The sequence below is a fragment of the Hydrogenophaga flava NBRC 102514 genome (assembly GCF_001571145.1).
Taxonomy (GTDB): Bacteria; Pseudomonadota; Gammaproteobacteria; order Burkholderiales; family Burkholderiaceae_C; genus Hydrogenophaga; species Hydrogenophaga flava.
On sequence record NZ_BCTF01000006.1, the window covers coordinates 163,916 to 186,409 of the forward strand.

Here is a 22,494-nt window from a genome sequence, read left to right on the forward strand (position 1 = left end):
CCGGTGCTTGCCGCGCTGCACAAATTTCCTAGAATCGCACGACCGTTCGTTTTTGAACTGTTTCCCCGCTTCACCCCAGAGGAGACTCCATGACCGCTGAATACCAGGTCCACGGCGACGTCGCCGTCATTTCGCTCAACAACCCGCCGGTCAACGGTCTGGGTCTGTCCACCCGCCAGGCCATCGTCGACGGTCTGGAGAAGGCCGAAAACGACGCGGCCGTCAAGGCCATCGTGCTGACCGGTGCGGGCAAGGCCTTCTCGGGCGGTGCCGACATCCGCGAGTTCGGCTCGCCCAAGGCGATCCAGGAACCCAACCTGCTGTCCGTGATCATCCGCGTCGAGAACACCACCAAGCCGGTGATCGCGGCCGTGCACAGCGTGTGCATGGGAGGTGGCCTCGAACTCGCACTCGGCGCCCACTACCGCATCGCCGCCCCCGGCTGCAACGTGGCCCTGCCGGAAGTGAAGCTGGGCCTGATCCCCGGCGCCGGCGGCACGCAGCGCCTGCCGCGCGTGCTGGGCGTGGAAGCCGCGCTGAACATGATCGTCAGCGGCGAACCGGTCAAGAGCGAGATGCTGGCGCAACTGCCTGGGCAGAAGCTGTTCGACAAGCTGGCCGCGTCGCCCGAATCGCTGGCCGAAGAAGCGCTGGCCTTCGCCCGCGAGATGGCTGCCAAACACGCCGATGGTTCGGCCTTCCCGCTGGTGCGCAACCTGCCCTGCAAGCACAAGGACGGCGACGCCTACTTCCAGTTCGCGCGCAACATGGTCAAGGGCATGGCCAAGAACTTCCCGGCGCCCGCCAAGTGCGTGGACGCCGTCGAAGCCGCGACCAAGAAGAAGTTCAACGACGGCATGGTGTTCGAGCGCGAGATCTTCATCAATCTGATGTGGACGCCCGAGTGCAAGTCGCTGCGCCACCTGTTCACCGCCGAGCGCGCCGCCAGCAAGATCCCCGACGTGCCGGAAGACACGCCCAAGCGCGAGATCGCCTCGGTGGCCGTCATCGGCGCCGGCACCATGGGCGGCGGCATCTCCATGAACTTCCTCAACGCCGGCATCCCGGTGAAGATCCTGGAAATGAAGCAGGAGGCGCTGGACCGCGGCATCGCCACCATCCGCAAGAACTACGAAGCCCAGGTCAAGAAGGGCAAGCTCAAGCAAGACAAGTACGAGCAGCGCATGGCCCTGCTGAGCACTACGCTGAGCTACGACGAGATCGGCTCGGCCGACTTGGTGATCGAGGCCGTGTTCGAGGAAATCGGCGTCAAGGAAGCAGTGTTCAAGGAACTCGACCGCGTGATGAAGCCGGGCGCCATCCTGGCCTCCAACACCTCCACGCTGGACGTCAACAAGATCGCCAATTTCACGAAGCGCCCGCAGGACGTGGTGGGCATGCACTTCTTCAGCCCGGCCAACGTGATGAAGCTGCTGGAAGTGGTGCGTGGTGACGCGACCGCCAAGGACGTGCTGGCCACCGTGATGGCGATCTCCAAGAAGATCAAAAAGACGGCGGTGGTCTCCGGCGTCTGCGATGGCTTCATCGGCAACCGCATGATCGAGCAGTACGGCCGCCAGGGCGGCTTCCTGCTGGACGAAGGCTGCACGCCCGAACAGGTCGACAAGGCGATGGAAAAGTTCGGCATGGCCATGGGCCCGTTCCGCATGGGCGACCTGGCCGGCAACGACATCGGCTGGGCGATCCGCAAGCGCCGCTACCAGGAAAAGCCGGACATGAAGTACAGCAAGACGGCCGACCTGCTGTGCGAGAAGGGCCGCTTCGGCCAGAAGACCGGCGCCGGCTGGTACGACTACGTGCCCGGCAAGCGCGACGCCATCCCGAACGCCGAGGTGGTGGCCATGATTGAAGAGCACCGCAAGGCGCTGGGCATCACGCCGCGCAATATCTCCGACGAAGAGATCGTGCAGCGCCTGGTGTTCAGCCTGGTCAACGAAGCTGCGCACATCCTGGAAGAAGGCATCGCCAACAAGGCCAGCGACATCGACGTGGTCTACATCTTCGGCTACGGCTTCCCAGTGCACCGCGGCGGCCCGCTGAACTACGCCAACGAAGTCGGCCTGTTCAACGTGGTCCAGGCCATGAAGCGCTTTGCGAAGAACCCGCTGGACGACGCGAAGTTCTGGGAGCCGGCTCCCTTGCTCGCGAAGCTCGCCGCCGAAGGCAAGACCTTCTGATGACCGCACGAATCAAGATTTGAGGAACCCATCATGACCAACGCCGTCATCGTTTCCACCGCCCGCACGCCCCTGACCAAGAGCTGGAAGGGCGCCTTCAACATGACCCACGGCGCCACGCTCGGTGGCCACGCCGTACAGCACGCCGTGCAGCGCGCCGGCATCGACGCCGCTGAAGTCGAAGACGTGATCATGGGCTGCGCCAACCCCGAAGGTGCCACCGGCGCCAACATCGCGCGCCAGATCGCGCTCAAGGCCGGCCTGCCCATCACGGTATCGGGCATGACCGTGAACCGCTTCTGCTCCTCGGGCCTGCAGACCATCGCCCTGGCCGCGCAGCGCATCATCGCGGGCGAAGGCTCGGTCTACGTCGCCGGTGGTGTGGAAAGCATTTCCTGCGTGCAGCAGGAAATGAACCAGCACATGCTTAAGGACCTGGCGCTGGAGAAGCAGAAACCCGAGATCTACTGGAACATGCTGCAGACCGCCGAACAGGTGGCCAAGCGCTACGGCATCGGCCGCGACGCCATGGACGAGTACGGCGCCGCCAGCCAGCAAAAGGCCGCCGCTGCGCTGGAAGCCGGCCTGTTCAAGGCCGAGATTGCCCCCATCACCGTGACCGCCGGTGTGGCCGACAAGGTCATGGGCCTGATGACCAAGCAGGTCACGGTCGAGAACGACGAGGGCATCCGCCCCGGCACCACCTTTGACAGCATCCACGGCCTGCGCTCGGCGCTGCCGGGTGGCCTCGTTTCGGCGGGCAACGCCAGCCAGTTCAGCGACGGTGCGGGGGCCTGCGTGCTCATGGACGAGACGCTGGCCGAGAAGCGCGGCCTGCAGCCGCTGGGCCGCTTCCTGGGCTTTGCCGTCGCCGGTTGTGAACCCGACGAAATGGGCATCGGCCCGGTGTTCGCCATCCCCAAGGTGCTCGCGCGCCTGGGCCTGAAGATCAGCGACATCGACCTGTGGGAACTCAACGAAGCCTTCGCCGTGCAGGTGCTGTACTGCCGCGACAAGCTGGGCATCCCGGCCGACCGCCTGAACGTCAACGGCGGCGCCATTGCCGTCGGCCACCCCTATGGCGTGTCGGGCCAGCGCCTGACCGGCCACGCGCTGATCGAAGGCAAGCGCCGCGGCGCCAAGCGCGTCTGCGTGACCATGTGCATCGGCGGCGGCATGGGCGCGGCCGGCATCTTCGAAGTCCTGTAAAACCCGCGCCGCCGGTCCGAGCAGGAGACTCAGCACATGAGGCCCTACCGGATCGGCGCAGGCGCAGGCTACGCCGGGGACCGCATCGACCCGGCTGTTGATCTGGCCCGGCGCGGGCAGCTTGACGCGCTGGTGTTCGAATGCCTGGCCGAGCGCACGATTGCCCTGGCGCAGCTGCGCCGCCGTGCCGACCCGGCGCAGGGCTACGACCCGCTGCTGGCGGCGCGCCTGCGGGCCGTGCTGGCCGCCTGCCTGCAGCAGGGCACCACCATCATCACAAACATGGGCGCGGCCAACCCGCTGGCTGCCGGACACGCCGCGCTGGCTGTGGCGCGCGAACTGCAGCTGCCGCGGTTGCGCGTGGCCGTGGTGCTGGGCGACGACGTGCTCACCTGGGTCCAGCAGAACGACGCGCCGCTGCTCGACAGCGCCGACACGGTGCGCTCGCTGGACGGGCGGCTGATCTCGGCCAACGCCTACCTGGGCGCCGACGCGCTGCTGCCTGCGTTGCAGTCGAAGGCCGACCTCGTCATCACTGGCCGCGTGGCCGATCCCTCGCTGTTTCTCGCGCCGCTCATGCAGCACTTCGGCTGGGCGACCGACGACTGGGCACTGCTGGGCAAGGGCCTTGCCGTGGGCCACCTGCTCGAATGCGCGGCCCAGGTCAGCGGCGGTTACCTGGCCGACCCGGGGAGGGTGGACGTGCCCGAGCTGCACCGCGTGGGCTTTCCGCTGGCCGAGGTGGCCGCCGACGGCGGCACGGTCATCACCAAGCTGCCGGACACCGGCGGGCGCGTGGACCGGCTCAGCTGCACCGCCCAGCTGCTCTACGAAGCGGAAGACCCGGCGGCCTACCTGCAGGCCGATGTGACGGGCGATTTTTCAAAGGTGCAATTGACAGACCTGGGCGGCGACCGCGTGCGGGTCGACGGCGCCAGCGGTCACGCGAGGCCCGACCAGCTCAAGGCCAGCCTGGGCTACAGCGACGGTTTCATCGGTGAAGGCCAGATCTCTTACGCCGGGCCGGGCGCCCGCGCGCGCGGCGAGCTGGCGCTGGACATCCTGCGCCACCGCCTCGCCGACACGGGTTTGCTGCCGCCGCTTGCCGGGTGCGAGTACCGCGCCGAACTGATTGGCGTCAACGCCATGCACGGGGCCGCGCTGGGCGCCGACCGCGAGCCGTATGAGGTGCGCGTGCGCCTGGCGGTGCGCTGCGACACGCGCGCCCAGGCCGAGCGCGTGGGCCAGGAGGTGGAGGCGCTCTACCTCAACGGCCCGGCGGCCGGTGGCGGTGTCACGCAGTCGGTGCGCGAGGTGGTGGCGGTGGCCTCCACGCTGATTCCGCGCGAGGCGGTGCAGACCCGCGTGGAGGTGCTGGAGTGGACGGCATGACCACACCGCGCCGCATCCTCCGGGACATCGCCCTGGCCCGCTCCGGCGACAAGGGCAACCGCGCCACGCTCAGCGTGATCGCGCGGGACCCGGCAGACTTCCCTGAGCTCGAACGCCTGTTGACGACCGAGCGCGTGCAGTTGCACTTCGCGGGCGTGGTGGGCGGCGAGGTGCAGCGCTTCGTGCTGCCACAGCTGCAGGCCGTGCACTTCGTGATGCATGATGCCCTCGCCGGCGGCGTCACCCGCTCGCTGGCGCTGGACGCCCACGGCAAGACCCTGAGCGCCGCGATCCTGGATCTGCCGCTGGACGACTGAGTTCCGATTCACACCACAAAGGAGACAAGACGATGCGAACCCTGACCCGAGTCATTGCCGCTGCTGCGGCCACGCTGGCCTGCACCGCCGCCCTCGCGCAGGCCTACCCGGACAAACCCATCAAGGCCGTGGTGCCGTTTGCCGCCGGCAGCGCCACCGACCAGATCGGCCGCGCCTTCGCGCAGAAGATGCAGGAGGCCCTGGGCCAGCCCATCGTGATCGACAACAAGCCCGGCGTGAACGGCATGCTGGGCGCCGACGCGGTGGCCAAGGCCGCGCCAGACGGCTACACCCTGCTGATCGGCACCAACAGCACCAACGCGGCGCTCAAGAGCCTGATGAAGCAGCTGCCCTACGACCAGGACAAGGCCTTCGCGCCCGTGGCCTACATGGGCTCGGTGCCTCTGATCATCGCGGTGAATCCGGACGTGCCGGCCAAGACGCTCAAGGAACTGGTCGACATGGCCAAGGCCAAGCCCAAGAGCATCAACTTCGCCAGCGCCAGCACCTCGCAACTCGTCTCCACCGAGATGCTGGCCGGCATGGCCGGCATCGAGCTGACCAACGTGCCCTACAAGAGCGGCCCCGCCGCGATGACCGACCTGATCGGCGGCGTGGTGCAGATGTTCAGCGCCGACTTCGCGGTGATGCTGCCGCAGGTCAAGGCCGGCAAGGTGCGCGGCCTGGCGGTGACATCCACCAAGCGCTCGCCAGCCGTGCCCGACATCCCGACGGTCAACGAGGCCCTGGGCCTCAAGGACTACGAGCTGATCGCCTACTTCGCCATGTATGTGCCCGCCGGCACGCCCGCCGATGTGATTGCCAAGCTCAACAAGGCGGCCAACGCCGCGGCCAACAGCAAGGAAGTGCAGGAGAAGTTCGCCGGCATCGGCTTTGCGGTGGAGCCGGGCACGCCCGAGGACCTGGCCAAGCGCGGCGCGACCGAAACCGCCAAGTGGGCCAAGGCCATCAAGGACGCCAAGATCGAACCGCAATAAGCCGTCAACCCACCGTTCTCGCCGACCATGAGCCTGCGCCCCACCATCGACTTTCTGCTCAACGACTGGCTGTCGGTTGAGCGCCTGAACCAGCGCGAGCGGTTCAGCGACCACAGCCGCGAGACCTTCGACGCGGTGCTCGACACCTGCGAGCGCATCGCGCGCGAGAAGTACGCGCCCTTCAACCGGCTGGTGGACACGCAGGAGCCACACTTCGACGGCGAGAAGGTCATCCTGCCGCAGGCCACGCACGACGCACAGAAGGCCTACGCCGAGAGCGGCATGCTGAGTGCGGCGCAGGACTATGACATCGGCGGCATGCAGCTGCCGTACACGGTAGAGGCCGCGGCCAATGCCTTCTTCGCGATGGCCTCGGTCTCCATCGGCAGCGGCCTGCTCACGGTGGGCAATGCCAACCTGCTGATGGCCCACGGCAGCGAGACGCAGAAGCGGGTGTTTGCGCTCAACGAGTTCTCTGGCCGCTGGTCGGGGACCATGTGCCTCTCCGAGCCGCAGGCCGGTTCGTCGCTGAGCGACGTGGCGACGCGTGCGGTGCCCGATGGGGCTGGCTTCGAAAGCGACCCGCTGGGCCCGCGCTACCGCCTCAAGGGCAACAAGATGTGGATCTCGGCCGGCGAACACGAGCTGACCGAGAACATCATCCACCTGGTGCTCGCCAAGATCCCCGACGAGCACGGCAAGCTGGTGCCGGGCACCCGCGGCATCTCGCTGTTCATCGTGCCCAAGAAGCTGGTGGACACCGACGGCCACCTGACTGGCGAGCGCAACGACGTGGCGCTGGCTGGCCTGAACCACAAGTGCGGCTGGCGCGGCACCACCAACACGCTGCTGAACTTCGGCGAGGGCAAGTACCCGGTGCGGGGGGAGAGTGGCGGTGGCCTGGACGGCGCCGGCGCCGGCGCCGGTGCCGGCGCCGTGGGCTACCTCGTCGGCCAGCCCGGCAAGGGCCTGCAGTGCATGTTCCACATGATGAACGAGGCCCGTATCGGTGTGGGCATGGCGGCCACCATGCTGGGCATGGCGGGCTACCACGCGAGCCTGGACTACGCGAAGAACCGACCACAGGGACGGCCGGTGACATCGGGCGGAAAAGACGCCGCCGCCCCGCAGGTCCGCATCATCGAACACGCCGACGTCAAGCGCATGCTGCTGGCGCAGAAGAGCTACGCCGAAGGCGCGCTGGCGCTGGAGCTGTACTGCGCCCGCCTGGTCGATGAACAGCACACCGGCGCGCCCGAGGCGGCGGACGACGCGCGCCTGCTGCTCGAAGTGCTGACCCCGATTGCCAAGAGCTGGCCCAGCGAGTGGTGTCTCGAAGCCAACTCGCTGGCGATCCAGGTGCACGGCGGCTACGGCTACACGCGCGACTTCCCGGTCGAGCAGTACTGGCGCGACAACCGGCTGAACATGATCCACGAGGGCACACACGGCATCCAGGACATGGACCTGCTGGGCCGCAAGGTGCTGATGGAAAACGGCAAGGGCCTGCAGCTGCTGGCCGGGCGGATCAACGCGACCATCGAACGCGCCATCCAGGTGCCCGAACTCGCCGCGCACGCCAACGCCCTGGGCAAGGCCCTGCAGGACGTGGGCGCCACGACCAAAGCCGCCTGGGCCACCGCCAACCCCACCGAGGTCCTGGCCAATGCCGTGCCCTACCTGCAGGCCTTCGGCCACACGGTGCTGGCCTGGATCTGGCTCGACGTGGCCCTGGCCGCGCACGCATCGGCCGACAGCCCCGCGCGCACCGGCCGCCTGGCCGCCGCGCGCTTTTTCTTCCACTACGAACTGCCCAAGATCGGCGCCTGGCTGCAGGTGGTGCGCACGCGCGACCTGACCTGCGCCGATCTGGCCGAAGACGCTTTCTGAACCTTCCCATTCCAAGGAGACACCAATGACCCGCAACATCCAGCAACTGTTCGACCTCAAGGGCAAGACCGCCCTCGTTACCGGCGGCTCGCGCGGCCTGGGCCTGCAGATGGCCCACGCCCTGGGCGAGGCCGGTGCGCGCGTGGTGATCAGCTCGCGCAAGGCCACCGACCTCGAAGAGGCCACGGCCGAACTGCAGGCCGCCGGCATCGACGCGCGCTGGATCGCCGCCGACTGCCAGCACGAGGAGGACATCCGCCGCCTGGTCAGCGAGACCCTGCAGCGCGCGGGCGATGTCGACATCCTGGTCAACAACGCCGGCGCCGCCTGGGGCGCCCCGGCCGAAGACCACCCGCTCGAAGCCTGGGACAAGGTGATGAACCTGAACGTGCGCAGCTACTTCTTCCTGAGCCAGCTGATTGCCAAGGCCAGCATGATCCCGAAGAAGCGCGGCAGCATCATCAACACCGCGTCCATCGCCGGTCTGGGCGGCAACCCGCGCGGCATGAACACCATCGCCTACAACACCTCCAAGGGCGCGGTCATCAACTTCACCCGTGCGCTGGCCGCCGAGTGGGGCGCGCACGGCATCCGCGTCAACGCCATCTGCCCGGGCTTCTTCCCGAGCAAGATGACCCAGGGCACGCTCAAGGCCATGGGCGAGGAGCAGCTGGCCGCGCACGCGCCGCTGGGCCGCCTGGGCGACGACGAAGACCTCAAGGGCCTGACCGTGCTGTATGCCTCCGACGCCGGCAAGCACATCACCGGCCAGTGGCTGGCGGTGGACGGCGGCGTCTCGGTCATCACGGGAGGCTGAGTGAAGTTCTCGGTCCACATCCCCTTCGTCGAGCTGCTCGGCTTCGAACTGCAGAAGTTCGAGGGCGGCGAAGCCACGATCTGCTTCGACCCCAAGCCCGAGCACCAGAACTCGTTCAACGTGGTGCACGGCGGCGCCAGCATGACCCTGCTGGATGTGGTGATGGCGCACGCGGCGCGTTCGGTGGAGCCGGCCATGGGCTGCGTGACGGTGGAGATGAAGACCAGCTTCATGCGGCCCGCCAAGGGGGCGCTCACGGCGCACGGCACGCTGCTGCACCGCACGCCCACCATGGCCTTCACCGAAGGCCGCATCGTGGACGCGGCGGGCAAGCTTTGCGCCCACGCCACCGGCACCTTCAAGTTCGTGCCGCGCCTGCCGGTGGGCAAGTCCACCCACGAACTGAACCCTCTCAAGACCGACTGATGAGCACTGCCAACACTCCCGTCGCCTTTGTCACCGGCGCCGCCCGCGGCATCGGCCTGGCCATCGCGCGCTGGTTCTTCCACCAGGGCCACCGCGTCGCGGTGATCGACAACGACGCGCCGACGCTGACCGCCACCGAAACCACGCTGCGCGCCGAACTCGGCGACCGCGCCGACCACCTGCTGGTGATCCACGGCGACGTCTCCGACGCGGCGCAGGTCGCCGCCGCGGTGCAGCGCATCGAGCAGACCTTCGGCCGGCTCGATGCCCTGGTGAACAACGCGGGCGTCGCCACCTTCAAGCCGATTGGCGAGACCAGCTTCGACGAGTGGCGCTGGGTGATGGCGACCAACCTCGACGGCCCCTTCCTGTGTGTGCAGGCCTGCGCGCCGCTGATGCTGAAGAACGGCGGTGGTGCGGTGGTCAACATCGCCTCCATCTCGGGCCTGCGCGCCAGCACGCTGCGCGTGGCCTACGGAACCTCCAAGGCCGCGCTGATCCACCTCACGCGCCAGCAGGCGGTGGAGTACGGCAATGCCGGCATCCGCGTCAACGCCATCGCGCCCGGCCCGGTGGAAACCGAGATGGCCAAGAAAGTGCACACGCCCGCCATCCGTGCGGACTACCACGACACCATCCCCCTGGCCCGCTACGGCAGCCTGGAAGAGATCGCCAACGCGGTCGGCTTCCTGTGCAGCCCGCAGGCCAGCTACGTCAACGGCCAGGTGCTGGCGGTCGACGGCGGCTTCGACGCCGCCGGCGTCGGCCTGCCCACGCTGCGCCGCCCCGCCCCCTGAACATTCCAAGGAGACTTCCATGGCCACCAACCGCCAGATCCTGCTCGACAACCGCCCCGAGGGCGAAGCCACCGTGAACAACTTCAAGCTGGTCACCACCGAAACCCCGCCGCTCCAGGACGGGCAGGTGCTGGTGCGCCACCACTTCCTCAGCCTGGACCCGTACATGCGCGGCCGCATGAACGACAGCAAGAGCTACGCCGCCTCGCAGCCGCTGGGCGAGGTGATGATCGGCGGCACCGTCGGCGAGGTGGTCGAGTCGCGCCATCCGAAGTTCCTCAACGGTGACCGCGTGGTCGGCATGGGCGGCTGGCAGGAGTACAGCGTGGTCGACGCGCTGCAACCCGGCGCACTGCGCAAGGTCGACACCACGCACGTGCCGCTGTCCTACTACCTCGGCGCGGTCGGCATGCCGGGCGTGACGGCCTGGTACGGCCTGGTGAAGATCATCAACCCGAAGGCCGGCGAGACCATGGTCATCAGCGCCGCCACCGGTGCGGTGGGCAGCGCCTTCGGTGCGCTGGCCAAGGAGCGCGGCTGCCGCGTGGTCGGCATCGCGGGCGGGCCGGAGAAGTGCGAGTACGCGGTCAAGGAACTGGGCTTCGACGCCTGCATTGATTACAAGCTGCACAAGGACATGTACAGCCTGGCCAAGGCGCTCAAGCAGGAGTGCCCGAACGGCATCGACGGCTACTTCGAGAACGTGGGCGGCATGGTGCTGGACGCCGTGCTGCTGCGCATGAACGCCTTCGGCCGCATCGCGGTCTGCGGAATGATCGCCGGCTACGACGGCCAGCCGCTGCCCCTGGCCAACCCGGCGCTGATCCTGATCAACCGCCTGAAGGTCGAAGGCTTCATCGTCAGCGAGCACATGGAGGTCTGGCCCGAGGCGCTGACCGAGCTGGGCACGCTGGTGGCGCAGGGCAAGCTGCGCCCGCGCGAGACGATCGCCCAGGGCCTGGAAAACGCGCCCGAGGCGTTCATGGGCCTGCTCAAGGGCAAGAACTTCGGCAAGCAGCTCGTGAAGCTGGTCTGACGGAAGGTTTGGAGTCGCTGATTCGGGCGAACAACGCGGTTGTCCCAAGGAAACAGGTCGATGCTTTCGCGCCGGAATCTCCTGTGTGCAACGGCCATGGCGCCGCTGCTGACGGCCTGCGCCACCGATCTTGGGCGCTTCGGTGACGTTCCGCTCGCGGCGCTGGCGGCCCAGCGAGGCGTCCCCGCTGCCTCCTATGTGGTTCTGAAAGCAGGCAGGGCAGGGGCGCAGGAGCGCGTGTCATGCTGCCCGGTGCCAGATGCGCCGGGTGGGGACCCGGTGTTTCAGGCCGCTTCATTGACCAAACCGGTGGTGGCTTTCGCCGCGCTCCAACTTTCCAAGGGCGGACAACTCGATCTGAATGCGCCGGTCTCGCGCTACCTGCCCGATGGGTACGCCCATCGCCAGAACCCGTTCGCCCGCTCCGCAGCGCCACGTTTTGACCATGTGCCACCGGCGACGTTGAGTCGAATCCCGGTCGCGTGTCTGCTCAACCACAGCTCGGGCCTGCCGAACTGGACAGATGGCCCCCTGTCGCCTGCGTTTGAGCCTGGCCAGCGCTGGAGCTATTCTGGTGAGGGATATGTGCTGCTGCAGGCGGTGCTGTCCGCAGTGGCCGGGCAGTCGTTCGATGCGCTCATGGACAGCCTCGTTTTCGGACCGCTGCACATGCGTGATTCGCGCATGCGTCTGACAAACGACATTCGGAACCGTGTCGTCGACGGCCATTCCTGGTGGGCTGGCAAGGTGCGGTTCGATATGGTGGAAGCCAACGCCGCAGCCTCCCTTCACACCACTGCGGCGGACTACGCACGCCTGATGGCGGCACTGGTCTCCGATGAAAGCCTTCTGTCGCTCAGTCTGACCAACAGGGTGTCGGTGGATGCCGGACTGGGGTTGTTCTGGGGCTCCGGCTGGGGCATCGAACAGGCGGAAGGCGGACCCTACCTTTGGCAGTGGGGGAACAACCCCGGATTTCGCGCTTTTGCCATGGTCTCCACGACGTCCGGGGACGGATTCGTGATGTTGACCAACAGCGACAAAGGCATGGCCCTGGCTGCTCCGCTTGCCCGCATGGCGGTTCCCGCAAACCACGGCGTGTTCCGCTTTCCCATGCTGGGATAGACGCCATGCCCGATGCTGTCCATGTCCCGTCAGAACTGGAGGCTCTTCGCCCATGAACACGACCCACGAAGTCTTCAACCAGCCCGAGCCGCTGGTCGACGTCAACCTGTTCGACGGCAACCGGGCGATGCAGGACGCGCTGAAGTTCAATGCGCCGGCGTTGGTCACCACCCACCTGAGCGCCCTGGGCCAGCAGGTGGGCAGCGCCGAGATGCAGCAGCATGCGCGGCTGGCCAATGTGTTCACGCCGCAGCTCAAGAGCCACAGCCGCTTTGGCCACCGCATCGACCAGGTGGAGTTCCACCCGAGCTACCACGCGCTGATGACGGCGGCCACGGCGGCGGGCCTGCACGGCACGCCGTTCTCCGACGCCGAGCAGGGCACGGGAACGGCCCATGTCAACCGGGCTGCGGCCTTTATGCTCTTCACCGAGCTGGAGCCGTCCACCCTCTGCCCGATCTCCATGACCTATGCGGTCACGCCCGCGCTCAAGCACAACCCCGCCATCTACGCCGACTGGGCGCCGCAGCTCACCAGCCGCGCCTACGACCCGGCGCTCAAGCTCTGGAAGGACAAACCCGGCGTGACCATGGGCATGGGCATGACCGAGAAGCAGGGCGGCTCGGACGTGCGCGCCAACACCACGCAGGCCGTGCCCGACGGCAGCGACGCCTGGGGCCAGCGCTTCACCGTCACCGGCCACAAGTGGTTCTTCTCGGCGCCGATGTGCGACGCTTTCCTGATCCTCGCGCAGACGCCCAGCGGCCTGAGTTGCCTGTTCCTGCCGCGTGTGCTGCCGGACGGCTCGCTGAACAAACTCTTCATCCAGCGCCTGAAAGACAAGCTGGGCAACAAGGCCAACGCCAGCAGCGAAGTGGAGTTCGTGGGCGCCACCGCCTGGCTGGTGGGCGAGGAGGGCCGCGGTGTGCCGCAGATCCTGGCCATGGGCACCATGACGCGGCTCGATTGCGCGCTCGGCACCAGCGCGCTGATGCGCCAGGCGCTGTCCCTCGCGCTGAACCACACCACCCAGCGCAAGGCCTTCGGCAAGGCGCTGATCGAGCAGCCGCTGATGCAGAACGTGCTCGCCGACCTCGCGCTCGAATCCGAAGCCGCGACCGCGCTGGCCCTGCGCCTGGCGCGGAGCTTCGACCGTGCGGCGAGCGACGAACACGAGCGCGTGATGCAGCGCCTGCTCACCCCCGTGGCCAAGTTCTGGATCTGCAAGCGCGGCAGTCATTTCGCGCAGGAGGCCATGGAGTGCCTGGGCGGCAACGGCTATGTGGAAGAGGGCGGCGAGGGCATCATGGCCCGCATCTACCGCGAGATGCCGCTCAACAGCATCTGGGAAGGCGCCGGCAACATCATGGCGCTGGACCTGCTGCGCGCCTTGCGCAAGGCCGACGCCGCCGCAGCGCTGGCCCACGAACTCGCGCCCGCCAAGGGCATGCACCCCGCGCTGGACCACCTGGCCGCCAGCCTGCCCACGCGCGTGGAGCTGATGGCCACCGAGATCGAGGCCCGCCGCCTCGCGCAGGACGTGGCCCTGGCCGTGCAGGCCGCACTGCTGGCGCAGACCGCGCCGCCCGCCGTGTTCGCGGCCTTCTGCGAGTCGCGCCTGGCCGGGCACTGGGGCCACAGCTTCGGCTCGCTCGGCGCGGGTACCGACTTCGCCGCCATCCTCGCCCGCGCACAACCTCACTGAAACCCGCTCACAAAAGGGAGACACCCATGACCACGCCCATCCTCCACCACTACCCCATGTCGCCGTTTGCCGAGAAGGTGCGGCTCATGCTCGGCTTCAAGGGCCTGGCCTGGCAGAGCGTGTACATCCCCAGCGTCATGCCCAAGCCCGACGTGGTGGCGCTGACCGGCGGCTACCGCCGCACGCCGCTGCTGCAGATCGGCGCCGACATCTGGTGCGACACGGCGCTCATTGCCACGGTGCTCGAACACCTGCAACCCGAGCCGGCACTGTTCCCCGAGCACCTCAAAGGCATCGCGCGCATCGTGGCGCAGTGGGCCGACGGTGACCTGTTCTGGTCGGCCATGGGCTACACGCTCAGCCCCAAGGGCGCGGCCGCGATGTTCGCCAAGCAGCCGCCCGAAGCGGCCCAGGCTTTCGCGGCCGACCGCAGCGCCATGAGCGCCGGCATGACCCGCCTGCGCCCGGGCGACGCCACCAGCGCCTACCGCAGCCACCTGCGCCGTCTGGCCCACATGCTGCACGAGCAGCCCTTCCTGCTGGGCGATGCGCCCTGCATCGCCGACTTCGCCGCCTACCACCCGCTGTGGTTCAGCCGCGTGGTCAACCCCAGCATGGCCGGCATCCTGGACGCCACGCCCGGCGTGCTGGCGTGGATGGACCGCATGGCCGCCATCGGCCACGGCACGCCATCCAAGCTCACCAGCACCGAGGCGATCGCCATCGCCGCTGCGGCCGAGCCGGCGCCGCTGCCCGACGAAGCCTTTCAGGACGACCACGGCATTGCGCTGGGCAGCCGCGTGACGGTGGCCGCGCAGAGCTTCGGCACCGAGACCACCGAGGGCACGCTGGTCGCCGCCACGCGCACCCACTACACGCTCGCGCGCACCGACGACCGGGCCGGCCGCCTGCACGTACATTTCCCACGCATCGGATATGTACTGAAGGAAGTGAAAGCTTGACCGGAACCACCGTTCTCCCCCGCAGCGCCCAGATCCAGTGGCGCTGCCTGCCGTTTGCCGCTCTCAGCGCCGACACCCTCTACCGCCTGCTGCGCTTGCGCAGCGAGGTGTTCGTGGTGGAACAGAATTGCGTCTTTCTCGACATGGACGGCCTCGACGCGCAGTGCCTTCATGTTCTGGGCGAAGTCGTTGACGAGGATGGCACCGCCCACCTGCACGCCAGCACGCGCCTGGTGCCACCGGGCGCGGCCTTTGCCGAGGCCAGCATCGGCCGCGTGGTCACCGCGCCGTCCGCGCGTGGCGGCGGCATCGGCCACGCGCTGATGGCCGAGTCCGTGCGCCTGCTGGAACAGCTCTGGGGCCCGCAGCCCATCCGCATCGGTGCGCAGGCGCACCTGGAAAGTTTCTACAACCGCCACGGTTTCGTGTCGGACGACAAGCCCTACATGGAAGACGGCATCCCGCACATCGAGATGGTCCGTCGCTAGACAACACCACACAGGAGACAAGACGTGATTTCCGACTTCCAAGGCAAGACCGCCGTGCTCACCGGCGCCGGTTCCGGCTTCGGCCTCGAATGCGCGCGCATCGGCGCAAAGCTGGGCATGAACCTCGTGCTGGTCGACGTGCAGCAAGACGCGCTCGACAAGGCCCGTGCCGAACTCGAAGCGGCCGGCGCACAGGTGCTGGCGCGCAAGGTGGATGTGTCCAGCGCCGAGCAGATGGAGGCCCTGGCCCAGGCCGTACAGCAGCGCTTTGGCGCGCCGCACTTCGTCTTCAACAACGCGGGCGTGGGCTCGGGCGGTCTGGTGTGGGAGAACTCCGTCAAAGACTGGGAGTGGGTGCTGGGCGTCAACGTCTGGGGCGTGATCCACGGCGTGCGCCTGTTCACCCCCATGATGCTGGCCGCCGCCAAGGCCAACCCCGCGTACCGCGGCCACATCGTCAACACCGCCAGCATGGCCGGCCTGCTGACCCCGCCCAACATGGGCATCTACAACGTCAGCAAACACGCTGTGGTCAGCCTCTCCGAAACCCTCTACCAGGACCTGAAGCTGGTGACGGACCAGGTCGGTGCCAGCGTGCTCTGCCCGTACTTCGTGCCCACCGGCATCAGCCAGAGCCACCGCAACAAGCCGGCCGGCCTGGCCGACGAGAAGCCCACGCAGAGCCAGCTGATCGGCCAGGCCATGAGCGACAAGGCCGTCAGCAGCGGCAAGGTGACGGCTGCCCAGGTGGCCGAGATGGTGTTCCACGCCATGCGGCACGACCAGTTCTACATCTACAGCCACCCAAAGGCCCTGGGCAACGCACAGAGCCGCTTCGACGCCATCGTCGCTGGCACCAACCCGCCCGACCCGTTTGCCGAACGGCCCGAGATTGGCGAGAACCTGCGGCAGGCGCTGCGCGCCGGGTGATTCGGCTTGGTTCGCCGGACCTGCATGCACCGGTACACTGCTGCGGCTGAGTCCAGGCAGGAGCTGTCACTGTGAACCCCGAACGCAAGGTCATCATCATTGCAGGGCCTAACGGCGCTGGAAAGACGACCTTTGCTCGCGAGTTTCTGCCCCGCGAGGCGGCTTGTCCGGTGTTTGTGAATGCCGACCTGATTGCCGCCGGGCTTGCTCCGTTTGCTCCGGAAACCGCTGCAGTGCAGGCGGGGCGGCTGATGCTGGAAGAACTCGACCGGCACTTTCAGGCGCAGAACAGCTTCGCTTTTGAAACCACGCTGTCCGGCAGGGCCTATCTGCGCCACATCCGACGATGGCAGCAGGCCGGCTACCGGGTCGAACTGATCTTTCTGCAGCTCAACCACGCTGATGAGGCTGTGGCCCGTGTGGGGCAGCGTGTGAGGCAAGGCGGTCACGACATACCAGCCGATGTGATTCGCCGACGGTTTGCCGCTGGGCTGGGCAACTTCCATCGTCTGTATGCGCCGGCAGTGGATGCTTGGGTGCTGTACAACAACGCGGGTGAGACACCGGTACTGCTGGACTGGAGCGAACGATGAACAGCAAGAGCATTGAACAGGCGAACAACGCCGATCTGCGCGGATCTTGGCAAGCCATTCAAAGAGCTGCGCAGCGGGCCCGCGAACTGGCGGCACAAACCGGCACCGAACTGATCGTCAGCCGTGGCGGCGTGATGGAGCGCATCCGTCCGCTGCCAGCGCAACCTCACCGGCTGGTGCAGGAGCCCGAGGCCGGCTACGGAAGAAAAGGCTGAGGTGGACGGTCGCGCCCACACGCTGTTCGACACCGCCATCGGCGTGTGCGGCATGGCGTGGGGGCCGGCGGGCATCACCGCGGTGCAGCTGCCCGAACCCACACCTGAGGGCACGCGCCAGCGCCTGCTGCGCAGCCTGCCGGCGCCGGTGCCTGAGGCGGACCCACCGCCCGCCGTCCAGTCCGCCATCACCGAACTCAAGGCCGCGCTGCGCGGCGAGCGGCCGGCCGACCTGCGCCACCTGCCGCTGGACATGTCGCGCCTCACGCCCTTTCTGCAGCGCGTGTACGAGCGCGCCCGCGCCATCCCGCCCGGCCAGGTGCTGACCTACGGCGAATTCGCTGCCGAGATGGGCGACAAGCAACTGGCCCGCGCCATCGGCCAGGCCATGGGCGCCAACCCGTTCGCGCCGGTCGTGCCCTGCCACCGCGTGCTGGCGGCGGGCGGCCAGCCCGGTGGTTTCTCGGCCAGCGGCGGGGCCATCACCAAATGGCGCCTGCTCGAAATCGAGGGCTACCGGCCCGGCGGTCAGCCCTCGCTGTTCGACTGACGCCCCAGCGCCGCGGCACAAGGTTGTTCGGGTCGCGCCGGGCGGCATTTTTGCTGCACTGCGACAATTCGCCGATGCTTTCGCGTTATCTCAAGATGGCCCTGGTGCTGGGCCTGCTCTCCGCCATCGGCCCCTTCGCCATCGACATGTACCTGCCCGCGCTGCCCGACATCGGGCGCAGCCTGGGGGCAGAGGTGGGGGCGGTGCAACTCACACTCACCGCGTTTTTCCTCTCCATCGGCCTGGGCCAGCTGCTCTATGGACCGGTGTCCGACATGGTGGGCCGCAAGCCGCCGCTCTACGCCGGTCTGGCCCTGTTCACGCTGGCCAGCATTGGCTGTGCGTTGGCCACCGACATCCACACCCTGGTGGCGCTGCGCTTCCTGCAGGGCCTGGGCGCTGCCGCCGGCATGGCGATTCCGCGCGCCATCGTGCGCGACCTGCACACCGGCGCCGAGGCCGCGCGCCTGATGTCGCTGCTCATGCTGGTGTTCAGCGTTTCGCCCATCCTGGCGCCGCTGGCGGGCAGCGGTGTCATCGCACTGACCGGCTGGCGCGGCGTGTTCTGGGTGGTGGCGCTGGCGGCGGTGGCGGGCATGCTGATGGTGCGCGGGGCGCTCGCCGAAACCCGCAGCGAGGCAGAGCGCGTGGACAGTTCCTTCGGCAGCGCGCTGCGCGCCTACGGCCTGCTGCTGCGCGACCGGCACTACCTGGGCCTGGTGTTCATCGGCGCCTTCGCCATGTCGGGCTTCTTCGTCTACCTGGCCGGCTCGCCCTTCGTGCTGATTAACCACTACGGCCTGAGCCCCACGCAGTACAGCCTGGCCTTCGGCCTCAACGCCGCAGCCTTCATCGGCTCCGCGCAATTCACCGGTCCCTTGGGGCGGCGCTTCGGGCTGGTGCCCCTGGCCAAGTGGGCCGCCACCGCCTGCGGCGTGGTGATGGCGTCGCTGCTGGCGTACTACCTCGTCGGTGGCGACCGGCTGCTCGTGCTGGTGTCGCTGTATTTCGTGGCCAGCGCCTTCATGGGCATGGTGATTCCCACGGTGTCGGTGCTGGCGCTGGAGGCGCACGGCGCGATTGCGGGCACGGCGTCCGCGCTCATGGGCACGCTGCAGATGCTCTGCGGCGCGGTGGCCATGGGCATCGTCGGCTTGTTCGCCAACGGCCAGCCGCTGCCCATGGTGGTGGGCATGGCGTCTGGCGCGCTCACCGCGCTGGTTCTGACCTGGGTCACCCTGCGCTGGCGCCCGCACGCCACGCCCGTGCAGCGCGTGCAGGGCTGACGCGCCGCAGGGCGCGCGCCGTCCCAGGCGGGACAGCGGGTGGCCCTTCGGGTGGGTGAACATGCGGGCGACATTGGCAAGGCCCTGACCACCCACCCGGAAGGAGACACCCATGAACGACCACGTCCTCGCTCGCGCCAGTTTCACCTGCATGGAACAGAGCACCAAGGAAGACTGGCAACTCATCGTCCCCGAGGCCATGAAGATGGCCAAGGCACTGCCCGACCGCATCCTCGACCACCTGCGCCTGCTCGACGGCGACTTCGGCGGCTTCCCGGTGGATCGCCTCACCCATTCCCGCCAGACCGCAACCTTGGCGCTTAAAGACGGGCGCGACGAGGAATACGTGGTCTGCGCGCTGCTGCACGACATTGGCGACACGCTGGGCAGCTTCAACCACCCCGACATCGCCGCCGCCATCCTCAAGCCCTTCGTCAGCGACGAGAACCACTGGATGGTTCAGCACCACGGCGTGTTCCAGGGCTACAACTTCTTCCACCACATCGGGCTGGACCGCAACATGCGCGACCAGTTCAAGGCGCACCCGAGCTACGAGCACACCGCCGAGTTCGTCGCGCTGTACGACAACCGCGCTTTCGACCCCGCGCAGCCCGCCGAGCCGCTGGAGACCTTCGCGCCCATGCTGCGTCGCCTCATGGCCTCGCCGCGCAACAGCATCTACAAGGCGGCCATGCAACCGGCGGCCCAGGCGCAGTGAACACCGCCGCGCCGCGGCGCGTTCAGGTGGCCGGTGGCGCCTCGGCGTCCGCCAAGCCCTCCGCCAGCGCCCGCGCCGACAGCGGCGCGCAACCCTCGGCCTTGTTGCTGATCGTCACGTAGGCGTTCTGCCCCGCGCCCGTCACGCCGCGCACCGTGCGCACGATCAGTGCGCGCGTCTCGGCGTCCACGTCGTGAATGCGGTCGTAGGGTTCGTAGGAGCGCTGCGCGTCCTCGTAGCCGTAGGCGCCGTGCAGCGGGTTCAGGTTCCAGCGGCAGACCAGCGGCCCGGGCCAGAGCGCGCGCAGCAGCGGCAACTGCTCGGCCAGGCGCGGCATCTTGGCGTGCAGGCCCAGGCAGTAGGTAGCGCCGGTCTCCTTGAGCACGGCCGCCAGCTGCGGCGCGATGGCGGGCGAGAGCCACTCCGGGTCGCGCACCTCCACCGCCACCACGCCGTCGGGCGTGGCGCCGCGCACATCGGGCAGCGCCCGCAGCAGGGCGCGCAGCCGCTCCAGCAGCAGCGGCAGGCGCTGCAACTGCGAAAACGGCAGCGGGCTGAGCTGAAACACCAGCGCGCCCACCTTGTCGCCCAGCCCTGCCAGCGCGGGGGTGATGAACTCCTGCGTCGCCAGCACCGGGTCCAGAAACGCGGTGTTGGGCTGGCGCCCCTGGCCTTGTTCGCCGCGCACCAGTGCGTCCGTCACCAGCGCCGGCGCCTTCACCACGAAGCGGAAATCGTCCGGCACCTGGCCCGCGTAGCGCGCGTACTGCCCCTCGGTCAGCGGGCGGTAGAACGACCGGTCGATGCCCACGCAGCGCAGCAGCGGGTGTTGGGCGTAGGCGGTCAGGCCGTTCTTGGCCAGCACCGCCTCGCTGTACGGCCCCTCGTCCCACACGATGCCGGCCCAGCCCGGGTAGCTCCAGGTCGAGGCGCCCAGGCGGATGCGCGTGTTCAGGCGGGCGGCGAGGGCGCGGGTGGTGTTGTCTGGGGGTAGGGGGAGGACTTCGGTGGAGCGGCGGCGTTTGGGCTGAGCCGGAGCAGCGTCATCGTCCGCCGGGTCGGGTGCGGCGGCGGGTGGCTTCGGTCGGGTGGGGGGCGGCGCCGGCGTCGCGCCGAACAGGTCGTCCTGCATATGGCTGTAGTGTCACCGGGCAGAGTGTCTGTTGCCGGAATTGACAGGGGGCGACTTGTAGATTTGTGACAAGACGTTGCAGAATGACCGCCTGAACGGATAACAACCCACAACGTTCCAGGCCAAAAGGGAGGCCATGCAATTTCACCACCCAGCGACCCCCAAACGCCTACCCGAACCGTCGGGTGATCAGGTCTCTTCGTTCAAGGTCACCAAAAAGCGCTTGTCGTGTTCACCCGGCGCTCAGAAACTGAAGGACCGGTTTGGCGATGCCCGGTTTGTGTCTGCCCTCGCATCACTCCCCGGTAGAAAAAGCCGCAGCACCTGCGTTGCACTGCTGGTGGAAAACAGCCCGGTGCGCCGTCATGAGAGTCCCGGCACTGGTGTTCAGATCGCATTGGGTGAAAGAGAACTTCAGGCCCTTGTACGCGCAACTGGAGCGAGCTGGTGTTTCTCTGTCCGACTTTTGAAGATGCCACTTCGTACCGTTAAAGCGCTGGGGCCGAAAGACAGGGTTCGCAAACCGTAGGAATAGGATGGATATGGATTTCACATCCATCCAGAATGGCTGTATTTATCCTATCTTGGGTAGATGTAGTCATTTGGCTTGTCGGGTAAATTAAGCTTGTGTATCACAGGAGATATCACCATGAATAGCTGGGACTTCAATAACTGTAGGGCCTTTCTAGAGTTCATGATCCAACAGCAGCCGCAGAGTACGGACTTGATCCGCACCTATGAAAAGCTAATCGAAAAGAAAACGGAATTCGATATTGCTGCGAGTGGCCACAATGCTGACGTTCAGAAGAACTGGGAAAATAGCCAAAAGGAAATGACGACCAATTGGCAGAATACGCAAGCCCAGGTTACAAAGGCGTCAATTGAAAATGGCTTTCAAGGCATGCTAAATGGAAATATCTGAGGGGCGACACGATGCTTTTTGACCAAGAAAGCTACAAGACCATTCGCGATGCGTGCAAGAGCAAGAGCGAGATTGAATTTGAAGCACCTCGCAAAATTACTGCTTTCTCGTCTAGTGGCGCGCCGTCTGAGTGGACGGCATATCCTCCGTGCATTCTTCCACCGGAAGGCTATGCTAACGTATTTCGACACGCTGGCTCAGATGCCAAAGGTGTACTGACTCGATTGGAACTGATAGTCCATTTGGATGGTGGCCGAATTCTGTACAAGGCGAAAGGAAGTGATCTTGTTGCCTTGAAGGTTACGTGGCCAAGTGATGTATAACCTTTCAGTCGAACGGACCTGCATGAAAAGCCGCGCAGACCGCTTACTTCCACGTTAAAACTTACCAAGCCGAATCGTCACATGTCAGTCACTTCAATCAAGATCACCTCGCTCCCAACTCGTTATGAGCCGCTCATGTCGACTTTCGGGGAGCGAGCAAAGATGACATTTGTTCAGCCCGAAGAGGACATCGAGGCTATCAAACGATTTCTTGCCGCGGCGGAAAGCTCATCTCAAGGTAAGGTTCTCTTTCTAACCGCGCCTAGCGGTACCGGAAAGAGCACGTTCGTTCATAGCTTAGAGATTTTTTTCTCTGACCGCGTTGGAGAGGTAGTTCGCCTTCCGCCTCCACACGAACTAAATGTGAGTGAGATTCCTGCGTTCCTTGCCAAGCTTCCAGTTCGTTCAAAATTTACTGTGGTGAACTTCGATGGCCGCGAAGCACCCTACTTTAATGAGCCCGAG

23 protein-coding genes are annotated in these 22,494 nt (G+C 66.8%); 22 read left to right on the forward strand and 1 reads right to left on the reverse strand.

Translation table 11 applies throughout. From position 1 onward, the window contains the following. Positions 1-89 precede the first annotated feature (89 nt). From HFL01S_RS07745 to HFL01S_RS07840, 20 genes are all read left to right on the forward strand, one after another. Positions 90-2,198 (forward strand): 3-hydroxyacyl-CoA dehydrogenase NAD-binding domain-containing protein, encoded by a 2,109-nt coding sequence (locus HFL01S_RS07745; RefSeq protein ID WP_066256958.1) that lies wholly within the window; start codon positions 90-92, stop codon positions 2,196-2,198. Between the two features lie 33 nt (positions 2,199-2,231). Next, on the forward strand, positions 2,232-3,407 hold the full coding sequence (locus HFL01S_RS07750; RefSeq protein WP_066256961.1) for an acetyl-CoA C-acyltransferase: 1,176 nt from the start codon (positions 2,232-2,234) through the stop codon (positions 3,405-3,407). 36 nt (positions 3,408-3,443) lie between these two features. Beyond that, positions 3,444-4,799 carry an acyclic terpene utilization AtuA family protein gene (locus HFL01S_RS07755; protein ID WP_066256964.1) on the forward strand — a complete coding sequence of 452 codons (1,356 nt, stop codon included), beginning with the start codon at positions 3,444-3,446 and terminating at the stop codon, positions 4,797-4,799. Further along, positions 4,796-5,116 (forward strand): AtuA-related protein, encoded by a 321-nt coding sequence (locus tag HFL01S_RS07760; RefSeq protein WP_066256967.1) that lies wholly within the window; start codon positions 4,796-4,798, stop codon positions 5,114-5,116. Before HFL01S_RS07755 ends, HFL01S_RS07760 begins: the two co-directional genes overlap by 4 nt. Positions 5,117-5,148: 32 nt before the next feature. Continuing rightward, on the forward strand, positions 5,149-6,114 hold the full coding sequence (locus tag HFL01S_RS07765) for a Bug family tripartite tricarboxylate transporter substrate binding protein (RefSeq protein ID WP_066256969.1): 966 nt from the start codon (positions 5,149-5,151) through the stop codon (positions 6,112-6,114). 27 nt (positions 6,115-6,141) lie between these two features. Then, entirely contained in the window at positions 6,142-8,004 is a 1,863-nt protein-coding gene (locus HFL01S_RS07770; RefSeq protein ID WP_066256971.1) for an acyl-CoA dehydrogenase, read from the forward strand. A gap of 25 nt (positions 8,005-8,029) precedes the next feature. Next, positions 8,030-8,821, forward strand: a complete 792-nt coding sequence (locus tag HFL01S_RS07775) for an SDR family oxidoreductase (RefSeq protein ID WP_066256974.1) — start codon at positions 8,030-8,032, stop codon at positions 8,819-8,821. Beyond that, entirely contained in the window at positions 8,822-9,247 is a 426-nt protein-coding gene (locus HFL01S_RS07780; RefSeq protein ID WP_066256976.1) for a PaaI family thioesterase, read from the forward strand. It abuts the gene before it with no gap. Beyond that, positions 9,247-10,044 carry an SDR family NAD(P)-dependent oxidoreductase gene (locus tag HFL01S_RS07785; protein ID WP_066256977.1) on the forward strand — a complete coding sequence of 266 codons (798 nt, stop codon included), beginning with the start codon at positions 9,247-9,249 and terminating at the stop codon, positions 10,042-10,044. The genes HFL01S_RS07780 and HFL01S_RS07785 overlap by 1 nt, the downstream gene beginning before the upstream one ends. A gap of 19 nt (positions 10,045-10,063) precedes the next feature. Beyond that, positions 10,064-11,080: an NADP-dependent oxidoreductase gene (locus HFL01S_RS07790; protein ID WP_066256979.1), complete on the forward strand. Its 1,017-nt coding sequence runs from the start codon at positions 10,064-10,066 to the stop codon at positions 11,078-11,080. 96 nt (positions 11,081-11,176) lie between these two features. Continuing rightward, on the forward strand, positions 11,177-12,205 hold the full coding sequence (locus HFL01S_RS24605) for a serine hydrolase domain-containing protein (protein WP_169802319.1): 1,029 nt from the start codon (positions 11,177-11,179) through the stop codon (positions 12,203-12,205). A gap of 52 nt (positions 12,206-12,257) precedes the next feature. Further along, complete coding sequence (locus HFL01S_RS07800; protein WP_066256987.1) at positions 12,258-13,910, forward strand: isovaleryl-CoA dehydrogenase; 1,653 nt, start codon at positions 12,258-12,260, stop codon at positions 13,908-13,910. 26 nt (positions 13,911-13,936) lie between these two features. Then, positions 13,937-14,872 carry a glutathione S-transferase family protein gene (locus tag HFL01S_RS07805; protein ID WP_066256989.1) on the forward strand — a complete coding sequence of 312 codons (936 nt, stop codon included), beginning with the start codon at positions 13,937-13,939 and terminating at the stop codon, positions 14,870-14,872. After that, positions 14,869-15,360 carry a GNAT family N-acetyltransferase gene (locus HFL01S_RS07810; RefSeq protein WP_245644751.1) on the forward strand — a complete coding sequence of 164 codons (492 nt, stop codon included), beginning with the start codon at positions 14,869-14,871 and terminating at the stop codon, positions 15,358-15,360. The genes HFL01S_RS07805 and HFL01S_RS07810 overlap by 4 nt, the downstream gene beginning before the upstream one ends. 24 nt (positions 15,361-15,384) lie before the next feature. After that, positions 15,385-16,290, forward strand: coding sequence for an SDR family oxidoreductase (locus HFL01S_RS07815; protein WP_066256992.1), 906 nt, complete (start codon positions 15,385-15,387; stop codon positions 16,288-16,290). Positions 16,291-16,361: 71 nt separating this feature from the next. Beyond that, on the forward strand, positions 16,362-16,883 hold the full coding sequence (locus HFL01S_RS07820; protein WP_066256993.1) for an ATPase: 522 nt from the start codon (positions 16,362-16,364) through the stop codon (positions 16,881-16,883). Continuing rightward, positions 16,880-17,098 carry a hypothetical protein gene (locus tag HFL01S_RS07825; protein WP_066256996.1) on the forward strand — a complete coding sequence of 73 codons (219 nt, stop codon included), beginning with the start codon at positions 16,880-16,882 and terminating at the stop codon, positions 17,096-17,098. Before HFL01S_RS07820 ends, HFL01S_RS07825 begins: the two co-directional genes overlap by 4 nt. Position 17,099: 1 nt before the next feature. Further along, entirely contained in the window at positions 17,100-17,648 is a 549-nt protein-coding gene (locus tag HFL01S_RS07830) for a methylated-DNA--[protein]-cysteine S-methyltransferase (RefSeq protein ID WP_066256998.1), read from the forward strand. 74 nt (positions 17,649-17,722) lie between these two features. Then, the gene (locus tag HFL01S_RS07835; RefSeq protein ID WP_066257001.1) at positions 17,723-18,934 is read left to right on the forward strand and encodes a multidrug effflux MFS transporter; all 1,212 of its coding nucleotides are present in this window, start codon (positions 17,723-17,725) and stop codon (positions 18,932-18,934) included. 112 nt (positions 18,935-19,046) lie between these two features. Beyond that, complete coding sequence (locus tag HFL01S_RS07840) at positions 19,047-19,652, forward strand: HD domain-containing protein (protein WP_066257004.1); 606 nt, start codon at positions 19,047-19,049, stop codon at positions 19,650-19,652. A 22-nt stretch (positions 19,653-19,674) separates the two neighbouring features. Here the strand turns inward: HFL01S_RS07840 and HFL01S_RS07845 are convergent, their stop codons facing one another. Next, positions 19,675-20,784, reverse strand: coding sequence for a DUF72 domain-containing protein (locus HFL01S_RS07845; protein ID WP_066257006.1), 1,110 nt, complete (start codon positions 20,782-20,784; stop codon positions 19,675-19,677). Between the two features lie 649 nt (positions 20,785-21,433). On the opposite strand from HFL01S_RS07845, the gene HFL01S_RS07850 reads away from it, so the two are divergent. After that, positions 21,434-21,706: a hypothetical protein gene (locus HFL01S_RS07850; RefSeq protein WP_066257011.1), complete on the forward strand. Its 273-nt coding sequence runs from the start codon at positions 21,434-21,436 to the stop codon at positions 21,704-21,706. Between the two features lie 404 nt (positions 21,707-22,110). Then, a partial coding sequence (locus tag HFL01S_RS25550) for a P-loop NTPase family protein (RefSeq protein ID WP_218008612.1) occupies positions 22,111-22,494 on the forward strand: 384 nt, incomplete at its 3' end.